Source organism: Segnochrobactrum spirostomi (assembly GCF_009600605.1).
GTDB classification, from domain to species: Bacteria; Pseudomonadota; Alphaproteobacteria; order Rhizobiales; family Segnochrobactraceae; genus Segnochrobactrum; species Segnochrobactrum spirostomi.
In genome coordinates this window covers 352,236-377,433 of the sequence record NZ_VWNA01000001.1, presented here as the reverse complement: position 1 = coordinate 377,433, position 25,198 = coordinate 352,236, and the positions used below count along the sequence as shown (strand labels likewise).

The following is a 25,198-nucleotide window of genomic DNA, read 5'->3' as shown; positions in this document are numbered from 1 at the left end:
GCACATTCGGCTCAAGATCGGCGGACGTCATCCTAACCGGAGCAGGTGGGAGATGTCCCACACCGGTTCGCGATCCGTCCCCCGCGCCGATCGCCGCAAGCCCGCGAAAGCCCGCCGCTCCGTTCGCGTCCGTCGCCGCGCTTTTCCTCTCCCGCCCCGAAATGGCGAAAGCGTGTCGCCGGTTGTGCTTTTCGCCCTCAGCCGCGCGATGCGGCGCCGGCCGCCTCGATGCCGAGCGCGGCCATGGCGCTCGCCGCGATGCCGGCCGCGTCGAGCCCGGCCGCCCGGTACATCACCTCCGGCTTGTCGTGATCCTGGTAGAGATCCGGCAGCGTCAATGTGCGGACGCGGAGGCCGTTGTCGAGCGCGCCGGCGGCGGCGAGAGCGTGGAGCGCGTGCGCACCGAATCCGCCGGCCGAACCCTCCTCCACGGTCAGGAGCACGGCGTGTTCCCGGGCGAGGCGGAGCAGGAGATCGACATCGAGCGGCTTGGCGAACCGGGCGTCCGCGACGGTCGTCGAGAGCCCGGCCGCATCGAGGACCTCGGCTGCCTTGAGGCACTCGCCGAGGCGGGCGCCGAAGGAGAGCATGGCGATGCGGTCGCCTTGCCTGAGCACACGCCCGCGGCCGATCTCGAGGGGCACGCCTCGCTCGGGCATCTCGACGCCCAGCCCGTCGCCGCGTGGAAAGCGGAACGCGATCGGCCCGTCGTCGTAGGCGACGGCGGTCGCCACCATGTGGCGCAGTTCCGCCTCGTCGCCCGCCGCCATCACCACCATGCCCGGCAGGCAGGTCAGGAAAGCCGTGTCGAACGCCCCCGCGTGAGTCGCGCCGTCGGCACCGACAAGGCCGGCGCGATCGATCGGGAAGCGCACCGGCAGGCCCTGGAGCGCGACGTCGTGGACGATCTGATCGTAGCCGCGCTGCAGGAAGGTCGAGTAGATCGCGCAGAACGGCTTGAGCCCGCCGGCCGCGAGCGCCGCCGCGAACGTCACCGCGTGCTGCTCGGCGATGCCGACGTCGAAGGTGCGCTTCGGGAAGACCTCGCCGAAGAGGCCGAGCCCCGTCCCGGACGGCATCGCCGCGGTGATCGCCACCACCCGCTCGTCGGCCTCCGCCTCGGCGATCAGGCTCTCGGCGAACACGCGGGTATAAGCGGGGGCGTTGCCCTTCACCTTCGCCTGCTCGCCGGTGACGACATCGAAGCGGGAGACGCCGTGATATTTGTCTGCGGCGCGCTCGGCCGGGGCATAGCCCTTGCCCTTCTCGGTGACGACGTGGACCAGGATCGGCCCGCGCGCCGCCTCGCGCGCATTGCTCAGGACGGCGACGAGCTGGTCGAGATCGTGGCCGTCGATGGGCCCGACATAATAGAAGCCAAGCGCCTCGAAGAGCGTGCCGCCGGCGTTGCCGTCGCGGGAAAAGCCGGTGGCGAAATCCTTGGCGATCTTCTCCGCCCGCGCCGCGCCCCGCTCGACGAAGGCGGGGAGATGGCGGGCGATGCCCTTCACGGCGTCGCGGAAGCCGAGAAAGGCGGGCTCCGAGACGAGCCGGGCGAGGTGGCCGTTGAGCGCGCCGACCGGCGGGGCGATCGACATGTCGTTGTCGTTGAGCACGACCACGAGGCGGCTGCCCAGCGCCCCCGCATTGTTCATCGCCTCGTAGGCCATGCCGCCGGTCATCGCGCCGTCGCCGATGATGCTGACGACGTGGCTGCGCTCGCCGAGGAGATCGCGGGCGATCGCGAAGCCGAGGCCGGCCGAGATCGAGGTCGAGGAATGGGCGGCGCCGAACGGGTCGTATTCGGATTCCGAGCGCTTGGTGAAGCCCGAGAGCCCGCCGCCCTGACGTAGGGTGCGGATGCGGTCGCGCCGCCCGGTCAGGATCTTGTGGGGATAGGTCTGATGGCCGACGTCCCAGATCAGCCGGTCGCGCGGCGTCTCGAACACGTGATGGAGGGCGACGGTGAGTTCGACGACACCGAGGCCGGCGCCGAGATGGCCGCCGGTCGTCGAGACCGCGTCGATCATCTCCGCCCGCACTTCGTCGGCGACCTGGCGCAGCGCCGAAACCGGCAGCCGGCGCAGGTCCGCGGGCGTGCGAATGCGGTCGAGGAGGGGCGTCGCGGGGGGCGTCTTCATGGGCTCGGCCTCCAGAATAGGAGGTCGTTTTCATAAGGAGCCCGTCCGGCAGAACGCAAGCGGAACAGTTTGCGGTTCCGCGCGTCCGGTGTTCCGCCGATTTCAGCCGAGGATCTGGGTCGCGAGTTCGCCGTCGAGGATGAGGCGGTCGATCAGCCCCGTCTTGAGGATCGAGCGCAGCGCCGCGCCCTTGCGGCGGCCGGCGGCGAGCAGCACCACCTCCTGCCGCTCGAGATCGCCGATCGAGAGGCTCGGGCTGCGCAGATTGAGGTCGCATTCGGCGAGCCGGCCCTCGGCGTCGAAGAACTTGCCGGCCATGTCGCACGCGGCACCGGCGGCGAGCGCGCTTTCGAGGTCCGGCTCCGTCAGCAGCCCCTGGCGGACCAGGAAGGCGTCGCGGGTGAGCTCGCCGAGGCTGACGATGTGGAAATCGGCGGTGCGGGCGAGCGCCAGGGTCTCCTGGACGATGCGCTGGCCGGTGATGACGTCGAAATCCTGCACGCTGTCGGTCAGGAAGGGGGCGGCGAGGAAGTGCCCCTCCGCGCCGCAGGCCTGGGCGAAGCGCTGCACCACCTCGAAGGCGTGGGTGGAGGCGGTGTGGGTGAGCGAGCCGCAGATCGAGACGAAGCAGGCGTTCGGTTTCGGGAAGCCGGTGAACGCCTCGGCGAGCGCGGCGATGGTGCGGCCCGAGCCGAGGCCGACGGTGACCTGCTCGGCGTTCTGGAGGCGGCGGGTCAGATGGTTCGCCGCCGCGATGCCGACCGAGCGTCGCGCCAGCCGGTCGGCGACATCGTCCGACATGCCGGCGACCTCGTCCTCGAAATAGGGGGTGAGGATGCACTCCTTGAGATTCCAGCGCCGGGCGATCCAGTCGGCGAGCGCCAGCGTCTCCGCCATCTCGTGCTCGATCGTGATCTTCACGATGCCCGAATCGCGGGCGGCGGCGAGGAGCCGCGTCACCTTGAACCGCGACACGTGCAGGGCGCGCGCGACCTCCTCCTGACCCTTCCCGTGCACGTAGTAGAGCCAGGCCGCGCGCACCGCGAGGTCGTGATCCGTGCTCCTGGTGTCGGCCATGGGTCCTCAAGTGCGCTGCACAATCGATCGCTCTGCGCACAATTGTTGACGCGACTTGGGATCGGTGGCAACACTGAACAAGTGTGCGGCGGTCGCACAAAAGTACAACGGCTCGAAAGAAGCCGAATGACAGCAATCGCGGGGCCTCGGGGCGGCCGCGGGAGGGACGGAAATGGATGCATTCCTTCAAGGGTTGAAGGCCGTCGTCGATTCGCTCGGCGCGACGGTCCTGTTGCCGATCGTGATCTTCGTGATCGGCCTCGTGCTCGGCGCCAAGCCGGGCCGCGCGTTCCGCGCCGGCGTGACGATCGGCGTCGCTTTCATCGGCATCAATCTGGTGCTCGGCCTGATGTTCACGAGCCTCGCCGACGTGGCGCAGGCGATCGTGAAGAACACCGGCATCCAGCGCGACATCGTCGACGTGGGTTGGCCGTCGGCGGCGGCGATCGCCTTCGGCTCGTCGGTCGGCCTCTGGGTCATCCCGGTCGCCATCATCGTCAACGTCGCGCTGCTGCTGACGGGCCTGACCCGCACCCTCAACGTCGACGTCTGGAACTTCTGGCACTTCGCCTTCATCGGCTCGCTCGTCGTCGCGGCGACCAACAGCCTGACCTACGGCATCGTCACCGCGGCCCTGATGGCGGCGCTGGCGCTCCTCTTCGCCGATTGGTCGGCCAAGGCGGTGCAGAAATTCTACGGCGTGCCGGGCGTCTCGGTGCCCCATCTCGCCTCGGCGCAGATCATGCCGATCGCGATCGCCATCAATTGGGTGATCGAGCGCATCCCGGGCATCAACAAGATCGAGATCTCGACCGACACCATCCAGCGCCGCTTCGGCGTGCTCGGCGAGCCGGTCGTGCTCGGCCTCGTCATCGGCCTCGTGCTCGGCCTCATCGGCTACTACAACGCCGGCGGCATTGAGGTGGTGGTCACGAAGGTGCTCCAGACCGGCATGAACCTCGCCGCCGTCATGCTGATCCTGCCGCGCATGGTGAAGATCCTCATGGAGGGCCTGATCCCGGTGTCGGAAGCCGCGCGCGACTTCGTCAAGCGCCGCGCCGGTGACCGCGAAATCCTGGTCGGCCTCGATTCCGCGATCCTGATCGGCCACCCGGCCGCGATCTCGAGCGCGCTGATCCTGGTGCCGATCGCGATCCTGCTGTCGGTGGTGCTGCCCGGCAATCGCGTGATCCTGTTCGCCGACCTCGCGGTGATCCCGTTCCTCGTCGCCATGGCGGCGCCGGTCCTGAACGGCAACGTGTTCCGCATGGTCATCGTCGGGGCGGTGACTCTCGCCGTCGGCTTCTATGTGGCGAACGCGCTCGCGCCGCTCTTCACCTCGGCGGCGGTCGGGGCCGGCTTCAAGCTGCCGGCGAACGCGGTGCAGATCACCAGCGTCGTCGATGGCTTCCTGTGGATCAGCTACGTCGTCGTGCAACTCGTGCAGGGCCTCGGCATCGCCGGTCTCGGCGTGATCCTGGTCCTCATCGCGGCCGCCTTCTGGGGCTTCCGCCGCAACACCCGGGCGTGGGAACACGCCGCGGGTGCCGAGCCGGAGGCGACCGTCACCGGCGGCCGGACCGTTCCGGCCGAGTGATCCCCGCGCGCACCGCCCCGGCTTTGGTCGGGCGGTGCCCTGCGCCGAGACGGCCGCCCGAAAGAGCCCGCCCCGCGATGGAGCGAGCGCCCCCGGCGGCCTCCTTGAGGAGAGATTCCCGTGAGCACGTTCTCCCGATTCCTCGATCCCCAGGCGATCGTCCTGAGGGCCGAGGCCGACACGCCGGAGGCGGTGATCCGCCTCCTCGGCGGCAAACTCCAGGCGCTCGGCCGTGTGCATCCGAGCTTCGTCGAGGCGGTCATCGCCCGCGAGGCGACGATGCCGACCGGACTGCCGCTCGGCACCGCCTTCAACGTCGCGGTGCCGCACACCGATCCCGAGCATGTGATCGCGCCGTCTCTTGCCCTTGCGACGTTCGACACGCCCGTCGTGTTCTCCAACATGGAGGATCCGGACGAGAAGCTGCCGGTCCGCGTCGTCTTCCTGATGGCGCTCAACGAGCGCAAGCGGCAGATCGAGATGCTCCAGCAGATTGCCGAGACCATCCAGCGGCCGGGCGCCGTCGAGGCCCTTGCCGGTGCCCGCACCGTGGACGAGGTTTGGGCGGCGCTCGACCAGACCTCGTTCGCCTGAGGATCGCGTAACGATCCCGCGCCCACAAACCTGAAGCGAGAAGGAAAGCCATGGCCAGTCCGAAAGTCGTTCTCGTCGCGTGCGGTACCGCCGTGGCGACCTCCACCGTGGTCGCCAATGCGATCGAGGAGGAGATGAAGGCCCGCGGCATCGCGGTCTCGATCCGGCAGTGCAAGGCGACCGAGGTGCCGAGCCTCATCGACGACGTCGATCTCGTCGTCTCCACGACGCCGGTGCCGCCGGGCCTCAAGAAGCCGGTGATCACCACGCTCGCCTTCCTGACCGGCATTGGCAAGGAAGACGTCATCGCCCAGATCGAGCGCCATCTGCGCGCCTGAGGCGCGCCTGGACATGCGATTGCGAGACGGGCGTCCGCGCCCGCCTCGGACACGACCCCGCGAGCCGGCTTCTTAGCCGGCTGGCCGTTTCCGAGCGAAGCCCTACTTTAACCCGAACGGAGCGGGTTGAGCGCGGGGACGATCCGGCGCGGCGGGGGGCTGACACATGCGCGTGCTGGCGGTGGCGGAGCGTTTCGTGCCGGCGCCCGGGGGCTCGGAGATCAGCCTCCACGCGGTGCTGCGCCGCCTGGCGCTCGCCGGTCACGACACCGCGATCTACACCCGTCCGAAGCCTCATCTCGGCGAACCCTGGCTCGAGCGCATCGAGGTCGCCGCCTTCGAGGCCGACGCCTTTTCCGCCGAGATCGCCCGACGGCGCCCCGATCGCATCCTGACGCAGATGGATTGGTCCCACCTTTGCGGACCGATCGCCGTCGCGGCGGGCATCCCCGTCTGCTTCTTCTCCTGTGTCGGCGATCTCTGCGGCCACTTCGACGGCATCGTCTTCAATTCACGCTGGAATGCGGAGACCCTGACGGCCGCCTATCCTTTCCTCTTGGGCAAGGCGCGTCATCTCCTGCATCCGCTCATCGAGCCCGACCGCGTTCGCGCGCAAGCGCCAGCGCCCTCCCACGTCGCGATGGTCAATCCGATCCGCGCGAAGGGCGGGCACTTGTTCAGCCGCCTCGTCGCCGCCAACCCGGATATTCCTTTTCTTGCGGTGCGCGGCTGGTATGCCCCCGAGGAGGACGGCGTGGCGCTCGACCTCCCGAACCTCTCCTTGTTGCCCACGTTGTCGGATATGCGCCGCTTCTATGCGTCCGCACGGATCGTTCTCGTGCCGAGCCTGTTCCCCGAGGCGTTCGGGCGGGTTGCACGTGAGGCGGTGCTTAACGGCTTGCCCGTGATCGCCTCGACCCGCGGCGGCCTCATCGATGCGACGTGGGGGGCGGCGATTCACCTCGATCCCGAGGACGATGCAGCCTGGAACGCGACGCTGCGGCGCCTCTGGCAAGATGAAGCGGCTGCCGAAGTCCTGGCGGCTCGCGCCCGTGCCGCCGCCGTCACGTTCGACGCCGGGGCGGACTTCGCTGCCTTCCTGGATTTCCTCTTCGCGCTGCGACCGCAAGGAGATTATCTGCGGGATTTTGATGGGTTCCACAATTTGGAGTGGCTTTCACCGGTGCGTACGTCGCACGGCGCCTGATTCGGCTGCGACGGCGCGGCCTCGATTGCCGCGCTTCCTCCAATGGCCGCGGTGATCCTCTTTTCTACGGGCGTGCGCCCGGCTTCAACTTTATGGGAAACCGCGCGCTCCGGCGATCTATCGGCAGCGAAAGCGATGCTTTGTACGCTTGACCCGATGACCGACTTCGACAGGCTATCTGGAATCTTTGAGAGGTGGCTTTTATTCAAAATTCATATGCTTATCGTGATGTAGGGGCAGTTTAGGGTTTCGCGTGCCGGCGGAGTCTCGGAAGGGCCGGCGGGGAGTTGGGGTCTCGATGGATTTGGCCGACATTGCCATCGAGGCGGCGGCGAACGCCGATGCCGTGCCTGCGTTCGTGGCAGCGGGGTTCGACCTCGTGCCGCAACCCGTTTGGGTGCTCGATCTCGCGCGGATCAGCCATATCTATGCGAACGCGGCCGGCTTCGCCTTCTGGGGCGCGCGCGATCTCGATGATCTGCAAACGCAGATATTGACGCCGCTTGCTCCCGGCGTCGTCGCAAGGCTGTGCGGGGTCGTTCGCGACGGCATAGAGGGCAAGGCGGCCTCGCTGCGCTGGACGTTCTATCCGCGGGGTAGGGCGACCAATCTCGACGTGGTCATGCGCCCGGTATGGATCGAGCCGGGCCGGCTCGGCATCCTGACCATCGGCCACGCCGCGCTTCCGGCCGGTGGACCTCCCCGGGGCGCCGAAGCCCTTCATCACACCGCCATGCCGACGACATCGTACGACCTCGACGGTCTCGTCCTGTTCCGCAATCCGGCCGCGGAGGAGATGTTCGCGTCGGCGGAACACCGCTTTCTCGACCGGTTCGTCGATCGCGAGTCCGGTGCCGCATTCTGGAACGCGATTCTCGAAGTGGGCGTCGCGTCGGACGTGTTCGAGGTCGTGACGGATCAAGGCGTCGTCTGGCACGCGATAGACGGAACGCGCGTGACCGATCCGATCTCGAACGCGCACAACGTGATCGTGTGCGAGCGGGACGTTTCCGACCTCAAGGCGACGGAAACCCGGCTGCGCGAGCGCGAGCGCCAGCTCCGCCAAGTTCAGGACATCGCCCGGCTCGGGGATTGGCGCTTCGACATCGGCTCCGGCCATTGCGAGCTGTCGCCGACCATCGCCGAGATCCACGGCCTCGACGAGGCGACGATCAGCTTCGAGCGGCTTTGCGAACTGGTCCATCCGGCCGACCTCGCGCCCATGCTCGACAATATCCGCCGTGCGATCGAGAGCGGTGAGACGACGGAGTGGGTCCACCGCCTGATCCTGCGCAATGGAGAGGTGCGCCATCTCTGGCACCGTTGCGCGCCGGAACACGGCCACGACGGGGTCGTGATCGCTGCGCGTATGGTGGCGCGCGATGTCACCGAGGAGGCGAGGGCTCGGGAGCGTATCGAGCGGCTCGCTTTGTGGGACGGCGTCACCGGCCTCGCGAACCGGGTGGCGTTCGGCGAGGCGCTCAAGGGCACGATGCGGCGCACGAGTGCGACCGGCGGCACGCTTTTGGTGCTCGATCTCGACAGCTTCAAGGAGATCAACGACACGCGCGGCCACGCCGCCGGCGACTCCGTGCTCAAGGAAGTGGGCGCGCGGCTTGCCCGTGCCGTCGGGCAGGGCGGCAGCGCGGCGCGGATCGGCGGCGACAAGTTCGCGCTGGTCGTGCCCGGGCTCACCAACGCCGACTTCGCCCGGATGCTCGCCCGCGAGCTGCAGGAGGCGATCGCCGCTCCGATCGATCTCGACGAAGGCCGGGTGCGGATGGGCGTCAGCATCGGCATCGCACGCTGGCCGCAGGATGGCACCAGATCGGAAGACGTGCTGCGTCACGCCAACCTGGCGACCGAGGCGGTCAAGCTCGACGGTGGTGCCGGGCACCGGCAGTTCGCGCCGTCGATGCGCGAGGAGGCCGACGAACGCAGTTGGGTCATCGAGCAATTGCCGGCCGCGATCGAGCGGGGCGAGATCGAGGTCCACTATCAGCCGATCGTCGCCCTCGCGACGCGCGCCCATGTCGGCTTCGAGGCGCTGGTGCGCTGGCGCAGCCCGTCCCGCGGGCTCCTGATGCCGGACCGCTTCATTCCGATCCTCGAGCAAGCGGGTCTGATCGGGGAACTCGGCGCCGAGGTCCTGCGCATCGCCGCGCGGCAGGCCCGGGCGTGGCTCGATTCCGGGATCGATCCCGGGCGTATCGCCATCAATCTCGGCGGTGGTCAGGTGCGCGACGACGGCGCGTTGCAGAAGGTGCTCGAAACCATCCGCGAGGCCGGGCTCAGGCCCGACCGGCTGGAACTCGAGGTCACCGAGACCGTCACCATTGGGCGCCACACCCGCGAGATCTCCAACCTGCTCTCCGCGTTCCGGGCGAACGGGATGGCGATCGTGCTCGACGATTTCGGCACCGGCCATGCGTCGCTGACGCACCTGACCCGCCTGCCGGTCGACCGCATCAAGATCGACCGCTCCTTCGTGTCCGGCATTACCGAGAAATCGGCGGACGCGGCGATCGTCCGCGCCATCGTGGCGCTCGCGACCAATCTCGGCATGGAGGTCGTGGCGGAAGGAGTCGAGACGGAGGCGCAGGCCGGATTTCTGCGCGGCTGCGGCTGCTCCTATGCCCAAGGCTACCTGTTCGGCCGCCCGCAACCCGCCGAAGCCTGCGTCGGGCTCGTCCACTAAGGGCCGCTCGAAGCCGCTCTCCCAACTGGGTGGCCCGGGTGCGCCGCGTCGGCGGCGTTGCCCGCGCCGCGGCGATGGCTTAAGTACGGGCGCAAATTCTCCCATCCCGTCTCGACGAGTTCAGGACCGCAATGGCGCGCCAGTTCATCTACCACATGCACGGCCTCTCGAAGTCCTATGCCGGCGGCAAGAAGGTGCTCGACAACGTCCATCTGTCGTTCTACCCGGACGCCAAGATCGGCGTGCTCGGCCCGAACGGCTCGGGTAAGTCGACCCTGCTGCGCATCATGGCGGGCACCGACAAGGAGTTCACCGGCGAGGCCTGGGCGGCGGACGGCGCCCGCGTCGGCTATCTGCCCCAGGAGCCGCAGCTCGATCCGACCAAGACCGTGATCGAGAACGTCATGGAGGGCGTCGCCGAGAAGAAGGCGGTGCTCGACCGCTACAACGAACTCGCGATGAACTATTCCGAGGAGACCGCCGACGAGATGGCGGCGCTCCAGGACAAGATCGACGCGCAGAACCTGTGGGACCTCGAATCCCAGGTCGAGCAGGCGATGGACGCCCTCGGGTGCCCGCCGAGCGATGCCGATGTCGGCCCGCTCTCGGGCGGCGAGAAGCGCCGCGTCGCCCTCTGCAAGCTCCTGCTGTGGCAGCCCGAACTGCTCCTGCTCGACGAGCCGACCAACCATCTCGACGCCGAGACGGTGCATTGGCTGGAAAACCACCTGCGCGAATATCCGGGGGCGATTCTGATCGTCACCCACGATCGCTACTTCCTCGACAACGTGACCGGCTGGATTCTCGAGCTCGACCGCGGACACGGCATTCCCTACGAGGGCAATTATTCGGTCTACCTCGAGAAGAAGGCGAAGCGCCTCGAGCAGGAGGGCCGCGAGGAGGCTGCCCGCCAGCGCGCGATCACCCGCGAGCGTGAATGGATCCAGGCAAGCCCCAAGGCCCGCCAGACGAAATCCAAAGCCCGTATCCAGGCTTACGACGAACTGCTCAAGCGCAACCTCGACCGCGCGCCGGGCGCTGCCCAGATCGTCATTCCGCCGGGCGAGCGGCTCGGCGACACGGTGATCGAGGTCGACAACCTCGCCAAGGCCTACGGCGACCGGCTCCTCATCGAAGGGCTCTCCTTCAAGCTGCCGCCGGGCGGCATCGTCGGCGTCATCGGCCCGAACGGCGCCGGTAAGTCGACGCTGTTCAAGATGATCACCGGCCAGGAACAGCCCGATTCCGGCGCGATCCGCCTCGGCGACACCGTCGATCTCGGCTATGTCGATCAGTCGCGCGACGCCCTCGATCCGAACAAGACCGTCTGGGAGGAAATCTCCGGCGGCAACGAGGTCATCACCCTCGGCAAGCGCGAGATGAACTCCCGCGCTTATGTCGGCGCTTTCAACTTCAAGGGCGGCGACCAGCAGCAGAAGGTGGGCTCGCTCTCCGGCGGTCAGCGCAACCGGGTGCATCTCGCCAAGATGCTGAAGTCCGGCTCGAACGTGCTGCTCCTCGACGAACCGACCAACGACCTCGACACCGAAACCCTCGCCGCCCTCGAAGACGCGCTCGAGGATTTCGCCGGCTGCGCCGTGGTCATCAGCCATGATCGCATGTTCCTCGACCGTCTCGCGACGCACATCCTCGCCTTCGAGGGCGAGGCGCACGTCGAATGGTTCGAAGGCAACTTCGAGGCCTACGAAGAGGACAAGAAGCGCCGTCTCGGCCCGGATTCGGTGCTGCCGAAGCGCATCAAGTACAAGCGCCTGACCCGCTGAGGCGGGCGGGCCGAGCCGGCCCTCGCATCCCTGTGGCCGGCGGCCGCCCCGAGCGGGCGTCGGACATGATGGAGACGAGCATGGCGGATTGGTCCTCGGCCCAATATCTGAAGTTCGAAGACGATCGGACCCGGCCGGCGGCGGACTTGCTGCGCCGGGTCGTCGTCGCGGCGCCGCGGCGCGTGGTCGATATCGGCTGCGGCCCGGGCAATTCGACGGAACTCCTCGCCGAGCGGTTCCCGGCCGCGGCGATCGAAGGGTTCGACACCTCCGCGAACATGCTCGAAGCGGCCCGCGCGCGCCTGCCGGCGGCGCATTTCTTCGCGGCGGACGCGACGAGCTGGACGCCGTCGCCCGAAACCGACGTCGTGTTCGCCAACGCAATCTTCCAATGGGTGCCGGACCACCTCGCCGAGCTACGCCGCATCTTCGAGGCGCTGCCGAGCGGGGCGGTGCTCGCCGTGCAGATGCCCGACAATACCGACGAGCCGACCCACCGCCTGATGGAAGAGGTGGTGCGCGCGGACGGGCCCTGGAGCGCGGCCGCCGGTCACGTGCGGCGCCGGCCGCGCTTGCCGTCTCCGGAGGCCTATTATGATCGGCTGAAGCCGATCGCCCGGTCGGTCGATGTCTGGCACACGATTTACAACCACGTGCTCGACGACGCGGCGGCGATCGTCGAATGGGTCAAGGGCACCGGCCTGAGGCCGTTCATCGATCCGCTTGGCGGGGCGGAGCGGGCGGCCTACCTTGTGGCCTACGAGGCTCGGATCGCCGAGGCCTATCCGCCGCGCGTGGACGGCAAGGTGCTATTGCGCTTTCCGCGTCTTTTCGTCGTTGCCGAACGCCTCTGAGGGGACAAGTCGAGATGAACCAGCAGCCGATGTTGTTCGAGCCGGAGATCGCGGTCGTCTCTGGGCGCAAGTTCGAGGGACGGGTCGTCGGCGTGCTTGCCACCACGGACCCCGCGGATTTCGACACGCAGCCCGTCGAGTTCCTCGATCTCGGTCTCGAAGGCGTCGCCGGCGACCGCCATCACGGCTTCGTCCGCGCCTCGTCGAGCCGGGAGCCTTGGCATCCGCGCGGAACGTCGGTTCGCAACGACCGGCAGCTCTCGCTTCTCTCCGTCGAGGATCTCGCCGAGATTTCGCGCCGCCTCAACGTCGCCGACACCGCCGCCGGCTGGATCGGCGGCAACATCGTGTTCGAGGGCATCCCGCGACTGTCGTGGCTGCCGCGCGGCACGCGGCTGTTCTTCTCGAGCGGCGCCGTCGTCTATGTCGAGGATCAGAACGGCCCGTGCCGGATCGCCGGGCGCGCCATCGTGCGGCGCATCCCCGACCGGCCCGACATCGAGCTCGGCTTCCCGAAAGAGGCGAAGGGCCTGCGCGGCGTCGTCGCCTCGGTCGAACGCGCCGGGCAGGTGAAGCCCGGCGACGTCGTGAAGGTCATGGTGCCGGAGCAGTGGATCTATCCGGCCTGAACGGGACGACCGTCCGCCGCCTCAGACGTGGCGGCGGATCGCGAGGCCGAAGCTGATCCAGGCGACGCCCTGGAAGACGAGATCGACGCCGAGCACGAGGCCGATCAGCCACTCGGTGTTGAGCGGCCACTGCGCGGTGATCAGCAGGCCGAACAGGGTCGTCACGATCGCGCTCGCGAGCATCCAGCCCCAGCCGAGCGCGGGGCGCGCGTCGAGCGCCGCGATGATGCGGAACACGCCGGTGACGAGCACGACGACGCCGAGCATCAGCGTGAACACCTCCGAGGCGAGCACCGGCTTCTCGATCGCGATGCCGCCGGCGATCGCGTAGATGACGCCGCTTCCGAGCCAGTAGAGGATCTTGCCCCAGCCGCGCGCCTGGAAGGCGTGCAGGATCTGCACGATGCCGGCGGCGATCAGCAGGATGCCGGTGAGGAACATCACCGCGAGGGTGGCGGCGAAGAGATTGCCGAGCGCGACGAGGCCGAGCACGGTCAGCGCAGCGCCCGCCACGACGAACCATTTCCAGGCGTCGCGAAGGCCCGATAATTTCGCGTTCAATTTGGCCGGCGTGAGTTCGATCGGCATGTCCATCCCCGTGCGTGTCAGCGTCGCGGCGGAGCTTAAGCCGAACGGAGCGAAAGCTGAACATCGGATCGGTCGACCGGCGGCGTAAACGTCCCACCTTGCCGGCGACGGCGACCGGCGAACCGCAGCGCGGCGGTCCGGAATTTACAATCTGTTACCCACGGCGTGCTGATCTCCCGCAGAGACGAGAGAACTGGCGCCCCCGGGCCATGATTCGGTCCGGGACGACGGTCGTGTTGAGCGCGTAGGTGTATCGATGGGACGACGGCTCGCTTTGGATTTCTATGGTGCGGCGGCCGGCATCGCCGTCCTCGGAGCGGTCGGATCCGCTCCCGCATTCGCGCAGCAGATCACCGAGGTCGACAAGGCCACCCAATGGGTCGTCACGATCCAGGGCAACGGCGTGGTGTCCCCCGTCTATTACGGGGCGAGTTCCTACAGCGCGGTGCCGTTCCCGTCGTTCGAGTTCCGCCGCGCCGACCAGCCGGCGAACTTCGAATCCCCCGACGACGGTTTCAATCTCTCCCTGTTCGGCAACCGCCAATTCAAGGTCGGCATCATCGGCCAATATCGCTCCGGCCGCTACAATTCGTCCGAAGACAATCTCTACGGCATCGACAGCATTCCCTGGGCGATCGAGGCGGGCGGCTTCGCGGAATTCTGGCCGGTCGAGCAATTGCGCACCCGCATCGCCGTGATGCACGGCGTCAAGGGCAACTATGCCTGGAGCGGCGAGTTTCAGGCCGACTGGGTGCAGAAATTGCAGCCGTGGACTTTCTCGATCGGTCCGCGCGTCGATTTCGGCGACGCCAAGTTCGTGAACACCTATTTCGGCGTGACGCAGCAGGAGGCGGACGTCAACGGGCTCGTCACGCCCTACGATCCGGGCGGCGGCATCACCGGGGTCGGCGGCCTCGCGATGGCGGCCTACAAGTTCAACGACAACTGGGCGACGAGCGTCTACGGCAAATATGAGCGCCTGGTGGGCGACGCGGCCGACAGCCCGATCGTCAAGAATCTCGGCTCGCCGAACCAGGCGCAGATCGGCGTGACGCTGAGCTACACCTTCGGCGTCAGCTATTGATCGGGGTCGGGGCGGGCCGGCCAGGCCGGCGCCGCCCCACACCGAGGTCGGACGCGTAACGGTGCCCCGGCTTTCGGGACGCGGGTCTTCGACGATCAGCGCTCACTGCGCCTTGGTGCAGTCCTTGAGTTCCTTCTCGTCGATGGTGAACACCTTGCCCGCGGTGATCGCGACGTTCGGAACGACGCAGGTGCGGCCCTTGGCATCGACGAACTTCACGTCGTAATGGCCCGTGCTGACACCCTTCAGCGTCAGCCGCTCGTCGTGGTCGACGCTGCCGTCGTCGTCGAGCTTGCACAGATCCTCGCCGTATTTGTTCTGGCCGGGCGCCGAGAGATAAAGCTGCTCGATCGTATTCGACGTCAGGTTCCAGAAACGGGTACGTTCTGCAGCGTTCGCCGAGCCGGCGATCACGATCAGGGCGAGGGCCGTTGCGATCTGCGCGCGCATCTTGATCTCCCTTATGAAGTTCTTATGGAATAATCGATCCATCCCGCTTCAATGAAGCACGACGGTTTCTTTCCGACAAGCGCGCGGTGAGGGGCGCCGCGGCCCGCGCGAAGATGTTATGCGCGGCGATCCGTCGACACGGGTCAGGCGCGACCGCTCGCTCGCTTCACGGCCTCCACCACGGCGGCCGTCGTGGCGGCGGTGGCGAACTCGAAGGCGAGGGTGGCGACGTGGGCGCGGTGGATCGTCTCGGCCGGGATGATGGCCTCGTCACCCGCCGGCAGATCGAAGCAATCGCAGGCGTCTTCGGCGAGGATCATGCGCCAGCCGAGATTGGAGCCGACGCGCACGCTCGTCGAAACGCACATGTCGGTCGAGATGCCGAAGGCGACGACGGTGTGAACGCCGAGGCGACGCAGCCTGAGATCGAGGTCGGTTCCGATGAAGGCGGCGTTGACGCTCTTGGTGACGAGCGGCTCGCCCTCGGCGGGGGAGAAGCCGGGCCGGAAGGCGTTGCCGGGCAGGCCCGGACGCAAGGTCGAGTTCGGCTCCACCGAATCGTGGCGAACGTGGAGGATGGGCCAGCCGGCCGCCCGCCATGCGGCGAGGAGGGCGAGACCGTTCTCGTCGACGTGCCGGTTCCAGCGTCGCGGCCACGGCGGGCCGTCGAATGCCTGCTGCATGTCGATGGGCAGGAGGGCGGCGGGCTCGGTGAACATCGGAAGGCAACCTTTCGAGGGAGAAGTGGCCGGTGCAGGGTTCGCGGGCCGTTGACGGATAGGCTTGCTCGATCGTGCGGAGAGAGATAAAGATATCTTTATATCCGCACCGCCGAGTGAAACCGTGAACGTTCAACCGCGCCCCGTCGGGCTCGACGCCCTCGTCTCGACGCTGAAGGCGGCGGGCGAATCCACGCGCCTGCGCATCCTCGCGCTGCTCGCCGAGGGCGACCTCACGGTGAAGGACCTGACCACCATACTGGGCCAGAGCCAGCCGCGCATCTCCCGTCATCTGAAGCTGCTCGTCGAAGCCGGCTTGGTGCTGCGGTTTCCGGAAGGGGCGTGGGCCTATTACCGCCTCGCCGAGCCGGCGCTGCACGGTGGGCTCGCCGCGAGCCTGCTCGCCGCGCTCGATTTCTCGGACTTGCCGCTCGAGCGCGACCGGGCGCGCTGCGACGCGGTCAAGCGCGCCCACGCCGAGGCGGCGGCCAACTATTTCGCCGCCAACGCCGGCTCCTGGGATCGGCTACGCTCGCTCCACGTCTCCGAGGCCGCCGTCGAGGCGGCGATGCGCGAGGCGGTCGGCGACCGGCCGTTCGGCTCGCTCCTCGACATCGGCACCGGCACCGGGCGTATCCTCGAGCTCTTTCAGGACCTCTACGGCAGCGCCGTCGGGATCGATCCGAGTCAGCCGATGCTTGCGGTCGCGCGGGCCAATCTCGAGCGCGCCGGGATCGCGAGCGCGCAGGTGCGCCAGGGCGACGTCTATTCGCTCACCATGGCGGCGGACCGCTTCGATCTCGTCACCATCCATCAGGTGCTGCACTTCCTGGACGATCCAGGCCGCGCGGTCGGCGAGGCGGCGCGGATGCTGCGGCCGGGCGGCCGGCTCCTGATCGTCGATTTCGCCCCCCACGCTCTCGAATTCCTGCGCGCCGAGCACGCCCATCGCCGGCTCGGCTTCGCCCACGACCAGGTCCGTGCGTGGTGCGAGGAGGCCGGCCTCGAGACGGTGCGGGTCGTCGACCTCGCCGCGCCGGACGGCGCACCGCAAGCTTTGACTGTTACGCTGTGGCTCGCGAAGGATCCCCGCATCCTCGTGGCCGGCACGACGCGATTGGAGACCGTGTGATGACCCCGACCCCCCGCTTGAGCCGCGCCGGCGGCGCGCCGGTGTCCGTTTCGTTCGAGTTCTTCCCGCCGAAGACGGAGGAGATGGAGCGCAATCTGTGGACCGCGGTGGAGCGCCTCGCGCCGCTGCGCCCGAGCTTCGTGTCGGTCACCTACGGCGCCGGCGGCTCGACCCGGGAGCGCACCCACGCGACCGTCGCCCGCATCCTGCGCGAGACCGACTTGAAGCCCGCCGCGCACCTGACCTGCGTTGCGGCGAGCCGCGCCGAAATCGACACCGTGGTGCGCGGCTACCACGAGGTTGGCGTGCGCCACATCGTGGCGCTGCGCGGCGATCCGGCGGCCGGGCCGGGCAACGCCTACGAGCCCCATCCGGACGGCTACGCCTTTACCGCCGATCTCATCCGCGGCATCCGCGCGATTGGGGATTTCGAGATTTCAGTGTCCGCCTATCCGGAACGCCACCCGGAAAGCCCGACCTGGGACGTCGAGCTCGACATCCTCAAGCGCAAGGTCGATGCCGGCGCGACCCGGGCGATCACCCAGTTCTTCTTCGACAACGATCTCTACGACGCCTATGTGGAGCGCGTGCGGGCGGCGGGCATCGATATTCCGATCCTGCCCGGCATCCTGCCGGTGCTCGGGCTCGCGCAGGTGAAGAACTTCGCGGCCCGCACCGGTGCGACGGTTCCGGCGTGGATCGCCCACCGCTTCGAGGGGCTCGAGCACGATCCGGCGACGCGCCAGCTCGTCTCCGCCGCCGTCGCCGCCGAGCAGGCGCTCGATCTGGTGGACCGCGGCGTGACGGACTTCCATTTCTATACGATGAACCGCGCCGACCTCGTCTACGCGATCTGTCATCTCCTCGGCCTGCGGCCCACGCCGCTCGCCGAGGCCGCCTGACCCTTTCGGGAGATTTCAGCCATGGCCGCCACGACCTCAGCGCCGTCGCGTCGCACGCGGGACGAGGCGAACGCCCGCAGCGCGGCGCTCGCCGATCTCGCCCGCCGCCGCATCCTCGTCATCGACGGAGCGATGGGCACGATGATCCAGCGTCACCGGTTCGACGAGGCGGCCTTTCGTGGTGACCGCTTCGGCGACTGGAAGCGCGATCTCAAGGGCAACAACGATCTTCTGATCCTGACCCAGCCGGACACCATCCGGGCGATCCACCGCGCCTATCTCGATGCCGGGGCGGACATCGTCGAGACCAATACGTTCTCCTCGACGAGCATCGCCCAGGCCGATTACGGCATGGAGGCGCTCGCCTACGAGCTCAATCTCGAAGGCGCCCGCCTCGCCCGCGAGGCGGCCGAGGCGGTGACGGCGCTCGATCCGTCCCGCCCGCGCTTCGTCGCCGGGGCGATCGGCCCCACCAACCGCACCGCCTCGATCTCGCCGGACGTCAACGATCCGGGCTACCGGGCCGTCAGCTTCGACGATCTGCGCATCGCCTATGGCGAGGCCGCGCGCGGCCTCATCGACGGCGGCGCCGACATCATCCTGATCGAGACGGTGTTCGACACGCTCAACGCCAAGGCGGCGCTGTTCGCCGTGGAGGAGGCCTTCGACGCCGCCGGCTTCCAACTGCCGGTCATCGTCTCGGGCACCATCACCGACCTGTCCGGCCGCACGCTCTCCGGCCAGACCCCGACGGCGTTCTGGTATTCGGTGCGGCACGCGGATCTGTTCGCGATCGGCCTCAATTGCGCGCTCGGCGCCAAGGAGATGCGCGCTCACGTGGACGAGCTTTCGCGCGTCGCCGACACCCTCGTCTCGGCCTACCCGAACGCCGGGCTGCCGAACGAGTTCGGCGAATATGACGAGAGCCCGGCGGCGATGGCCGCGCTCGTCAAGGAGTTCGCGACCGCCGGCCTCGTCAACGTGCTCGGCGGCTGCTGCGGCACGACGCCGGACCACATCCGGGCGATCGCCGAGGCGGTCGAGGGCGTCACACCCCGCGCCCTGCCGAAGCTGCCCCGCAAGCTCCGCCTCGCCGGGCTTGAGCCCTTCGAGGTGGCGGCGTGAACGCTGCCGCCTTCCGTTCAAATCGCCGCCTCTCAAGCCCGACGAGCTGACGCCATGTCCGATCCTGTGTCTTCCGAAGACGTCGCCGTCGAGCGGTCCGAAACGCGGGCCGTGTTCATCAATGTCGGCGAACGGACCAACGTCACCGGCTCGGCCCGCTTCCGCAAGCTCGTCAAGGAGGGCGACTATTCCGCCGCCCTCGACGTCGCGCGCGAGCAGGTCGAGAGCGGCGCCCAGATCATCGACGTCAACATGGACGAGGGCCTGCTCGATTCCGAGAAGGCGATGGTGACCTTCCTCAATCTGGTCGCCGCCGAACCGGACATCGCGCGCGTGCCGGTGATGGTCGATTCCTCCAAGTGGAGCGTTATCGAGGCCGGGCTGAAGTGTCTCCAGGGCAAGGGGATCGTCAATTCGATCTCGCTCAAGGAGGGTGAGGAGGCCTTCATCCGCCAGGCCCGGCTCGTCAAGCGCTACGGCGCCGCCGTCGTCGTGATGGCCTTCGACGAAACGGGGCAGGCGGACACCTACCAGCGCAAGATCGACATCTGCCGTCGCTGCTACGACGTGCTGACGAAGAAGGTCGGCTTCGCGCCCGAGGACATCATCTTCGATCCGAATATCTTCGCGGTCGCGACCGGCATCGACGAACACAACAATTACGGCGTCGACTTCATCGAGGCGACGCGCTGGATCCGGCGGAACCTGCCGGGCGCGCACGTCTCCGGCGGCGTCTCGAACCTCTCCTTCTCGTTCCGCGGCAACGAGCCGGTGCGCGCGGCGATGCACTCCGTGTTCCTCTACCACGCGATTGCCGCGGGCATGGACATGGGCATCGTCAATGCTGGCCAGCTCAGCGTCTACGACGACATCGATCCGGAGCTGCGCGAGCTCTGCGAGGATGTCGTGCTCAACCGGCGGTCCGACGCGACCGAGCGCCTCGTCGAGGCGGCGGCGCGCTTCAAGGGCGACGGCGCGGCGAAGCGCGAGGTCGATCTCGCTTGGCGGGCGCTGCCGGTCGAGAAGCGGCTCGAGCATGCGCTCGTCAACGGCATCACCGAGTTCATCGAGGTCGATACGGAGGAGGCGCGCGCCGCCGCGGACCGCCCGCTCCACGTCATCGAAGGCCCGCTGATGGCGGGCATGAACGTCGTCGGCGACCTGTTCGGCGCCGGCAAGATGTTCCTGCCGCAGGTGGTGAAGTCGGCCCGCGTGATGAAGCAGGCGGTCGCCTATCTGATGCCGTTCATGGAGGAGGAGAAGCAGCGTCTCGGCCTCACCGAACAATCGGCGGCGGCGAAGGTGCTGCTCGCGACCGTGAAGGGCGACGTCCACGACATCGGCAAGAACATCGTCGGCGTCGTGCTCCAGTGCAACAATTACGAGGTCATCGATCTCGGCGTGATGGTGCCGACCGCGACCATCCTGGAACGGGCGCGCGCCGAGAAGGTCGACGTCATCGGCCTGTCGGGCCTCATCACGCCGTCGCTCGACGAGATGTGTCACGTCGCGGCCGAGATGGAGCGCGAGGGCTTCGACGTGCCGCTGCTGATCGGCGGCGCGACCACGAGCCGGATCCATACCGCCGTGAAGATCAGCCCGAATTATCATCGCGGTCAGGCGGTCTACGTCACCGACGCGAGCCGTGCGGTCGGCGTCGTGTCGCGTCTCATGGGCGACCGTGAGGCCTTCGTCGGCGAGGTTCGCACCGAATATGCGGTGATCGCGGAAGGCCATGCCCGCAGCCAGGAAGACCGCCGCCGTCTGCCGCTCACCGAGGCGCGGGCGAAGCGCTTCAAGATCGACTGGAGTGGCTATCAGCCGGTTCGGCCGCGCTTTCTCGGCCCGCGGGTGTTCCGCGACGTGCCGCTCGGCGACATCGTCCCCTATATCGACTGGACGCCTTTCCTCTCGGCTTGGGAGATCAAGGGCACCTATCCCCTGGTGCTCGACGATCCGAAGGTCGGCCCCGCCGCCCGCAACCTGATCCGCGACGCCCAGGCGATGCTGAAGCAGCTCGTCCGCGAGCGCTGGCTGACCGCGAGCGGCGTCATCGGCTTCTGGCCGGCCAACGCCGACGGCGACGACATCGTGCTCTACACGGACGACAGCCGGACCGAGCGCCTGACGACGCTCCACACTCTGCGCCAGCAGATGGCCCGCACCACTGATCGCGGCAACGTCGCGCTCGCCGATTTCGTCGCGCCGGTCGGATCGGGCGTCGCCGATTATGTCGGCGGCTTCGCCGTGACGGCGGGCATCGGCGAAGATGCCGTCATCGAACGCTTCAGCCGCGCCAACGACGATTATTCGAAGATCCTGTCCCAATCCCTCGCCGACCGCCTCGCCGAGGCCTTCGCCGAGGCGATGCATGCGCGCGTGCGCCGCGAGTTCTGGGGCTATGCCGCGGGCGAGAACCTCGCGCCGGCCGAACTCATCGCGGAGGCCTATCAGGGCATCCGCCCGGCGCCGGGTTATCCGGCCCAGCCCGACCACACCGAGAAGCGGACGCTGTTCGATCTCCTCGGCGCCGAGTCGGAGATCGGCCTGAAGCTCACGGAGAGCTATGCCATGTGGCCGGCCTCCGCGGTGTCGGGGCTCTATTTCGCCCATCCCCAGAGCCATTATTTCGGCGTCGGGCGCATCGAGCGCGACCAGATCGAGGATTATGCCGCCCGCAAGGGCTGGGATATCGCCGAGGCCGAGCGCTGGCTCGCCCCGATCCTCGCCTACGATCCGGCTACGGTACGCACCCGCGCGGCGTAAACGACGCCGGGCGTCCGGCGCAGCGCACGAAAGGCCGGGGAGGGGCGCGTCGTGACGCCGCCACCGCACCGTGCTCCCCGCGCGCTCTCGGCGTCGTGAGGGTCCGTCATCCCACGATCGCCATGCAGACCGGGATGACGCCGCGGCCGACGAAGCCGAGCTCCCGGGCCGCGCCGCGGGAGAGGTCGATCACCCGGCTGCGGGTGAACGGCCCGCGGTCGTTGACGCGAACGAGCAGGCTGCGGTTCGTCTCCATGTCGGTGACGAGGAGCTGCGTGCCGAACGGCAGCGAGCGATGGGCCGCCGTGAGGGCGCCCGAGGCGAAGCGCTCGCCGCTCGCGGTGTGGGACCCGCCCGATCCGTACCAGGAGGCATTGCCGCACTTGCGGCCGGCCGAGGCCACCCAGCGCGAGGTGTCGACGCGGTCGGCTGCGGTGTCGCTCGTCCTGGTGCCGCCGGGCTCGGACGTGTCCTCGGTCAGCGCGGTCCTTTGCGCGGCCTCGGCCTGACGGCGGGCGCCGAGGGGAGATCCCGGATCGACCTGCGGCAAGGTTGCGGCCGAACCTTCGACGGCGGCACGCTTGCCGGCCGCAGCATCGTTCGCCTTGGGCGAGACGGTGTCTTCGCCTGGGCTGCCGGCCGGAGCGACCGCGGCCGGAGACGTCGCCGCATCCTCGACGTCCTTGCGGTGGGACTTGCCGAGGCGGTTGCGGGCGCGCAGGTCGCGATGACCCTGTCTGCTGTCCGGATGCTTGCTCGCCTCGGGCGAAGGCGCACCCGTTGCATCTTTCGAATCGGCCTTTTGTTGCGGTGCGGCGGCTGCCCAGGATGAGGGGAGGCTTGGGGTAAAAGGAGCGTCGCCTGCGTACGCTGGACGAACGGCTGATAACATGGTGACGGCGTAGATCGAGGTCGCTGAGGCCGCCAATAGGAATGCCGAAATCTTCGTATTATTTTTCGATTGCGCTGATTTACCGTTACGCTTGAAAACGTTCATCCTTCACTATGGCTCACTGTTGTTGACGATGAGCGAACGTCTAAGAAGGAAATACGCCCAAAGGGTGTCGCCATACTCGCTGATAAAGCGCTGTATTGGCTTAGGCTTAGTCGATGTTGATCAGGAAAATTTAAGGCTTGTGACCGCGATGGGGCGGGATTGCCGCTGCGGCGCGCTCCGCATGTCCACCGCGGGCACCGCCTTCGCGGCTGCGAGAGCGCAAGCCACGCACAAGCCAGGGCATCCAATCGTCATCGCGACCGTACACTTACGAGCCGATCGCGAGACGGAAACAACGCCGCGAAAGCCGCTCACGACCCGCCGGAGCGGGCTCAAAGCCCGGGTCGGCCGCCGTGCTGCGGTCCTTTCGCCGCTTCCAAGCTTCGGGGGGACCATGCGCATTGCCGACCTACCCATCCGCACCAAACTCGTCGTCTTCGCAGGCGCCCTGTTCGGGGCCGCGCTGACGATCGTCGGCGGCATCGGCCTGCTGACGATGACGAACGCGGTGAGGCTGGATGCCGAAACCCTCGGCGTCACGCTTGCGTCGAACTACGCTCAGGACTTCGCCCAAGAGGTCGATCGCGCGGCGCTGACGGCGCGGGCTGCGGCGGAAGCCGTGGAGGGTCTCGTGGCGGCCGGGAAGGCGGATCGCGACGCCTTGGGCCGCATGATGACCAGCCTGGTGGCGCAGAATCCGGGCCTGATCGGCATGACGCTCGCCTTCGAGCCGAACGCGCTCGACGGCCACGACGCCGACTTCACGGCGCATCCCTATTCCGACGCCAGCGGCCGTTTCGTCCCCTACTTCTTCCACAAGCCGGACGGCTCGGTCGGGGTCGAGAAGCTCGTCATGACGAAGGAGGCCGGCACCGAGAGCTGGTACGACCGCCCGGTGCGCGAGAACCGCGCCCTCGTCACGCCGCCCTACATCTATCCCGTCAACGGCAAGGACGTGCTGATGACGACCGTCAGCGTCGTCATTCGGCGCGACGGCAAGCCGATCGGCATCGTGACGACCGATCTGTCGCTGGAGAACATGTCGGCGCTCGCCAAGAGCATGAAGGTGTTCGGCGGCGGCGATGCGAGCCTGATCGGCACCGGCGGAATCTGGGTGGCGAACAAGGACGCGTCACTGCTCGGCAAGCCGGTCGCCGATGCCGACTCCCGCTCGCTCGTCGAGGCCTCCGCCGGCGGTGTCGTCATGCGGCAGATCTCGACCGAGGACGGCGCGACCTACGCCTTCGCAAGCCCGGTCAAGATCGCCGGTGTGGACGAGGTCTGGACGCTGGTCCTGACCGTTCCGCAATGGCTGGCGATGAAGACGGTGACCGACGCCCGCAACATGATGGGCGGCTTCGCGGCCCTGGTGCTCATCGGCATGCTGGTGCTCGTCTGGGTCGGCTCGCGGATCATCACCAAGCCGATCGTCGACCTCACCGAGAAGATGCGCCTGCTGGCTGCGGACGACACCTCGATCGTGCTCGCGGGCACCGACCGGAAGGACGAGATCGGCGCCATCGCCCGCGCCGTGGACGTGTTCCGGGAAAATGCCATCGAGCGCCACAAGCTCGAGTCGGAGAATGCCGAGGCGCAGGCGCGTCAGCAGCGTCGGCAGAGCTCGGTCGATACGCTCATCACCCGCTTCCGCGAAGCGACCCACGTCATGATCGATGCGGCGAGCCGCGCCTCCAACGATCTCGCTTCGGTCTCCCAGGAACTGACCAGTGCGGCGACGGAGAGCGAGACCCGGGCGCATTCGGCGCGCGACACCTCGGCCAGGGCCTCCTCGAACGTGCAGTCCGTCGCCTCGGCCGCGGAGGAACTGACGAGTTCCATCGGCGAGATCGCCCGCCAGGTCGCCGCCACCTCCGAGATGATCGGCAAGGCGGCGGTCGACGCCCGCACGACGAACGCGAAGATCGAGAGCCTGCAAGCGGCGGCGAACCGGATCGGCGACGTGGTCCAGCTCATCGAGGCGATCGCCGGCCAGACCAACCTGCTCGCCCTCAATGCCACCATCGAGGCGGCGCGTGCCGGTGACGCCGGCAAGGGCTTCGCCGTCGTCGCCTCGGAGGTGAAGCAGCTCGCCGCCCAGACCTCGAAGGCGACCGAGGAGATCACCTCCCAGATCGCCGCCGTGCGCGCCGAGACCGATCAGGCGGTGACCGCGATCCGCGCCATCTCGGCGACGATCGAGGAGGTCAACGCCTTCGCCGGTTCGATCGCCTCGGCGGTCGAGGAGCAGAGCGCGGCGACGAGCGAGATCGGCACCAACATCGAGCGCGCCGCGGCGGGCACCGAGGCGGTCGCGACCGACATCGACGAGCTCAACTCGGCCGTCGTCGGCACCAACGCCTCGGCGACGCGGGTGCTCGACGTGTCGCATTCGGTGCGCACCGTCACCGACAAGCTCGAGACGGAGATCGAGGGCTTCCTGCGCTCCGTCGCGGCGGCCTGATCCGGCGGGCGACCAATCCGGCCGGCGGCTGCGATGCCGCCGGCTCAGACCTTCC

General features: G+C 68.1%; 18 protein-coding genes and 1 pseudogene. 13 read left to right on the top strand and 6 right to left on the bottom strand.

Annotated elements, in window-relative coordinates; translation table 11 throughout:
• Positions 1-197 precede the first annotated feature (197 nt).
• Both dxs and F0357_RS01660 read right to left on the bottom strand, forming a co-directional pair.
• A complete protein-coding gene (gene dxs, locus F0357_RS01665) occupies positions 198-2,141 on the bottom strand; it encodes a 1-deoxy-D-xylulose-5-phosphate synthase (RefSeq protein ID WP_153478032.1) in 1,944 nt (647 codons plus the stop codon).
• 102 nt (positions 2,142-2,243) lie between these two features.
• On the bottom strand, positions 2,244-3,218 hold the full coding sequence (locus F0357_RS01660; protein ID WP_153478030.1) for a sugar-binding transcriptional regulator: 975 nt from the start codon (positions 3,216-3,218) through the stop codon (positions 2,244-2,246).
• 172 nt (positions 3,219-3,390) lie between these two features.
• Between F0357_RS01660 and F0357_RS01655 the strand changes: the two genes are divergently transcribed.
• From F0357_RS01655 to F0357_RS01620, 8 genes are all read left to right on the top strand, one after another.
• Positions 3,391-4,815, top strand: a complete 1,425-nt coding sequence (locus F0357_RS01655; protein WP_153478028.1) for a PTS galactitol transporter subunit IIC — start codon at positions 3,391-3,393, stop codon at positions 4,813-4,815.
• Positions 4,816-4,935: 120 nt separating this feature from the next.
• On the top strand, positions 4,936-5,409 hold the full coding sequence (locus F0357_RS01650) for a PTS sugar transporter subunit IIA (RefSeq protein WP_312861408.1): 474 nt from the start codon (positions 4,936-4,938) through the stop codon (positions 5,407-5,409).
• A gap of 50 nt (positions 5,410-5,459) precedes the next feature.
• Complete coding sequence (locus tag F0357_RS01645; protein ID WP_153478025.1) at positions 5,460-5,747, top strand: PTS sugar transporter subunit IIB; 288 nt, start codon at positions 5,460-5,462, stop codon at positions 5,745-5,747.
• A 166-nt stretch (positions 5,748-5,913) separates the two neighbouring features.
• The gene (locus F0357_RS01640) at positions 5,914-6,954 is read left to right on the top strand and encodes a glycosyltransferase (RefSeq protein WP_153478022.1); all 1,041 of its coding nucleotides are present in this window, start codon (positions 5,914-5,916) and stop codon (positions 6,952-6,954) included.
• A 298-nt stretch (positions 6,955-7,252) separates the two neighbouring features.
• The gene (locus F0357_RS01635; RefSeq protein WP_153478020.1) at positions 7,253-9,652 is read left to right on the top strand and encodes a putative bifunctional diguanylate cyclase/phosphodiesterase; all 2,400 of its coding nucleotides are present in this window, start codon (positions 7,253-7,255) and stop codon (positions 9,650-9,652) included.
• A 131-nt stretch (positions 9,653-9,783) separates the two neighbouring features.
• The gene (gene ettA / locus F0357_RS01630; protein ID WP_153478018.1) at positions 9,784-11,436 is read left to right on the top strand and encodes an energy-dependent translational throttle protein EttA; all 1,653 of its coding nucleotides are present in this window, start codon (positions 9,784-9,786) and stop codon (positions 11,434-11,436) included.
• A gap of 80 nt (positions 11,437-11,516) precedes the next feature.
• The gene (gene tam, locus F0357_RS01625; RefSeq protein ID WP_153478016.1) at positions 11,517-12,290 is read left to right on the top strand and encodes a trans-aconitate 2-methyltransferase; all 774 of its coding nucleotides are present in this window, start codon (positions 11,517-11,519) and stop codon (positions 12,288-12,290) included.
• A 14-nt stretch (positions 12,291-12,304) separates the two neighbouring features.
• Positions 12,305-12,919, top strand: coding sequence for an MOSC domain-containing protein (locus tag F0357_RS01620; RefSeq protein WP_246161289.1), 615 nt, complete (start codon positions 12,305-12,307; stop codon positions 12,917-12,919).
• Between the two features lie 21 nt (positions 12,920-12,940).
• Here F0357_RS01620 and F0357_RS01615 read toward each other — a convergent pair whose 3' ends face one another.
• Positions 12,941-13,507 carry an HdeD family acid-resistance protein gene (locus F0357_RS01615; RefSeq protein ID WP_208948162.1) on the bottom strand — a complete coding sequence of 189 codons (567 nt, stop codon included), beginning with the start codon at positions 13,505-13,507 and terminating at the stop codon, positions 12,941-12,943.
• A gap of 256 nt (positions 13,508-13,763) precedes the next feature.
• On the opposite strand from F0357_RS01615, the gene F0357_RS01610 reads away from it, so the two are divergent.
• Positions 13,764-14,591, top strand: a complete 828-nt coding sequence (locus F0357_RS01610; RefSeq protein WP_153478012.1) for a MipA/OmpV family protein — start codon at positions 13,764-13,766, stop codon at positions 14,589-14,591.
• A 102-nt stretch (positions 14,592-14,693) separates the two neighbouring features.
• On the opposite strand, the gene F0357_RS01605 is transcribed toward F0357_RS01610, so the two are convergent.
• Positions 14,694-15,041 (bottom strand): hypothetical protein, encoded by a 348-nt coding sequence (locus F0357_RS01605; protein WP_153478010.1) that lies wholly within the window; start codon positions 15,039-15,041, stop codon positions 14,694-14,696.
• A gap of 143 nt (positions 15,042-15,184) precedes the next feature.
• Positions 15,185-15,760 carry an isochorismatase family protein gene (locus tag F0357_RS01600; RefSeq protein WP_153478008.1) on the bottom strand — a complete coding sequence of 192 codons (576 nt, stop codon included), beginning with the start codon at positions 15,758-15,760 and terminating at the stop codon, positions 15,185-15,187.
• Positions 15,761-15,884: 124 nt separating this feature from the next.
• Here F0357_RS01600 and F0357_RS01595 point away from each other — a divergent pair, with 124 nt between their 5' ends.
• The 3 genes and pseudogenes from F0357_RS01595 (at position 15,885) to metH (ending at position 21,685) form a co-directional block, all read left to right on the top strand.
• Positions 15,885-16,892: an ArsR/SmtB family transcription factor gene (locus F0357_RS01595; protein ID WP_312861407.1), complete on the top strand. Its 1,008-nt coding sequence runs from the start codon at positions 15,885-15,887 to the stop codon at positions 16,890-16,892.
• On the top strand, positions 16,892-17,794 hold the full coding sequence (metF, locus tag F0357_RS01590) for a methylenetetrahydrofolate reductase [NAD(P)H] (RefSeq protein ID WP_153478003.1): 903 nt from the start codon (positions 16,892-16,894) through the stop codon (positions 17,792-17,794). The genes F0357_RS01595 and metF overlap by 1 nt, the downstream gene beginning before the upstream one ends.
• Positions 17,795-17,815: 21 nt before the next feature.
• Positions 17,816-21,685 (top strand): annotated as a pseudogene (metH, locus tag F0357_RS01580) (methionine synthase).
• Between the two features lie 106 nt (positions 21,686-21,791).
• Here metH and F0357_RS24320 read toward each other — a convergent pair.
• Positions 21,792-22,235: a septal ring lytic transglycosylase RlpA family protein gene (locus tag F0357_RS24320; protein ID WP_246161287.1), complete on the bottom strand. Its 444-nt coding sequence runs from the start codon at positions 22,233-22,235 to the stop codon at positions 21,792-21,794.
• Positions 22,236-23,076: 841 nt separating this feature from the next.
• Here F0357_RS24320 and F0357_RS01570 point away from each other — a divergent pair.
• Positions 23,077-25,143, top strand: a complete 2,067-nt coding sequence (locus F0357_RS01570) for a methyl-accepting chemotaxis protein (protein WP_208948161.1) — start codon at positions 23,077-23,079, stop codon at positions 25,141-25,143.
• Positions 25,144-25,198: the final 55 nt, after the last annotated feature.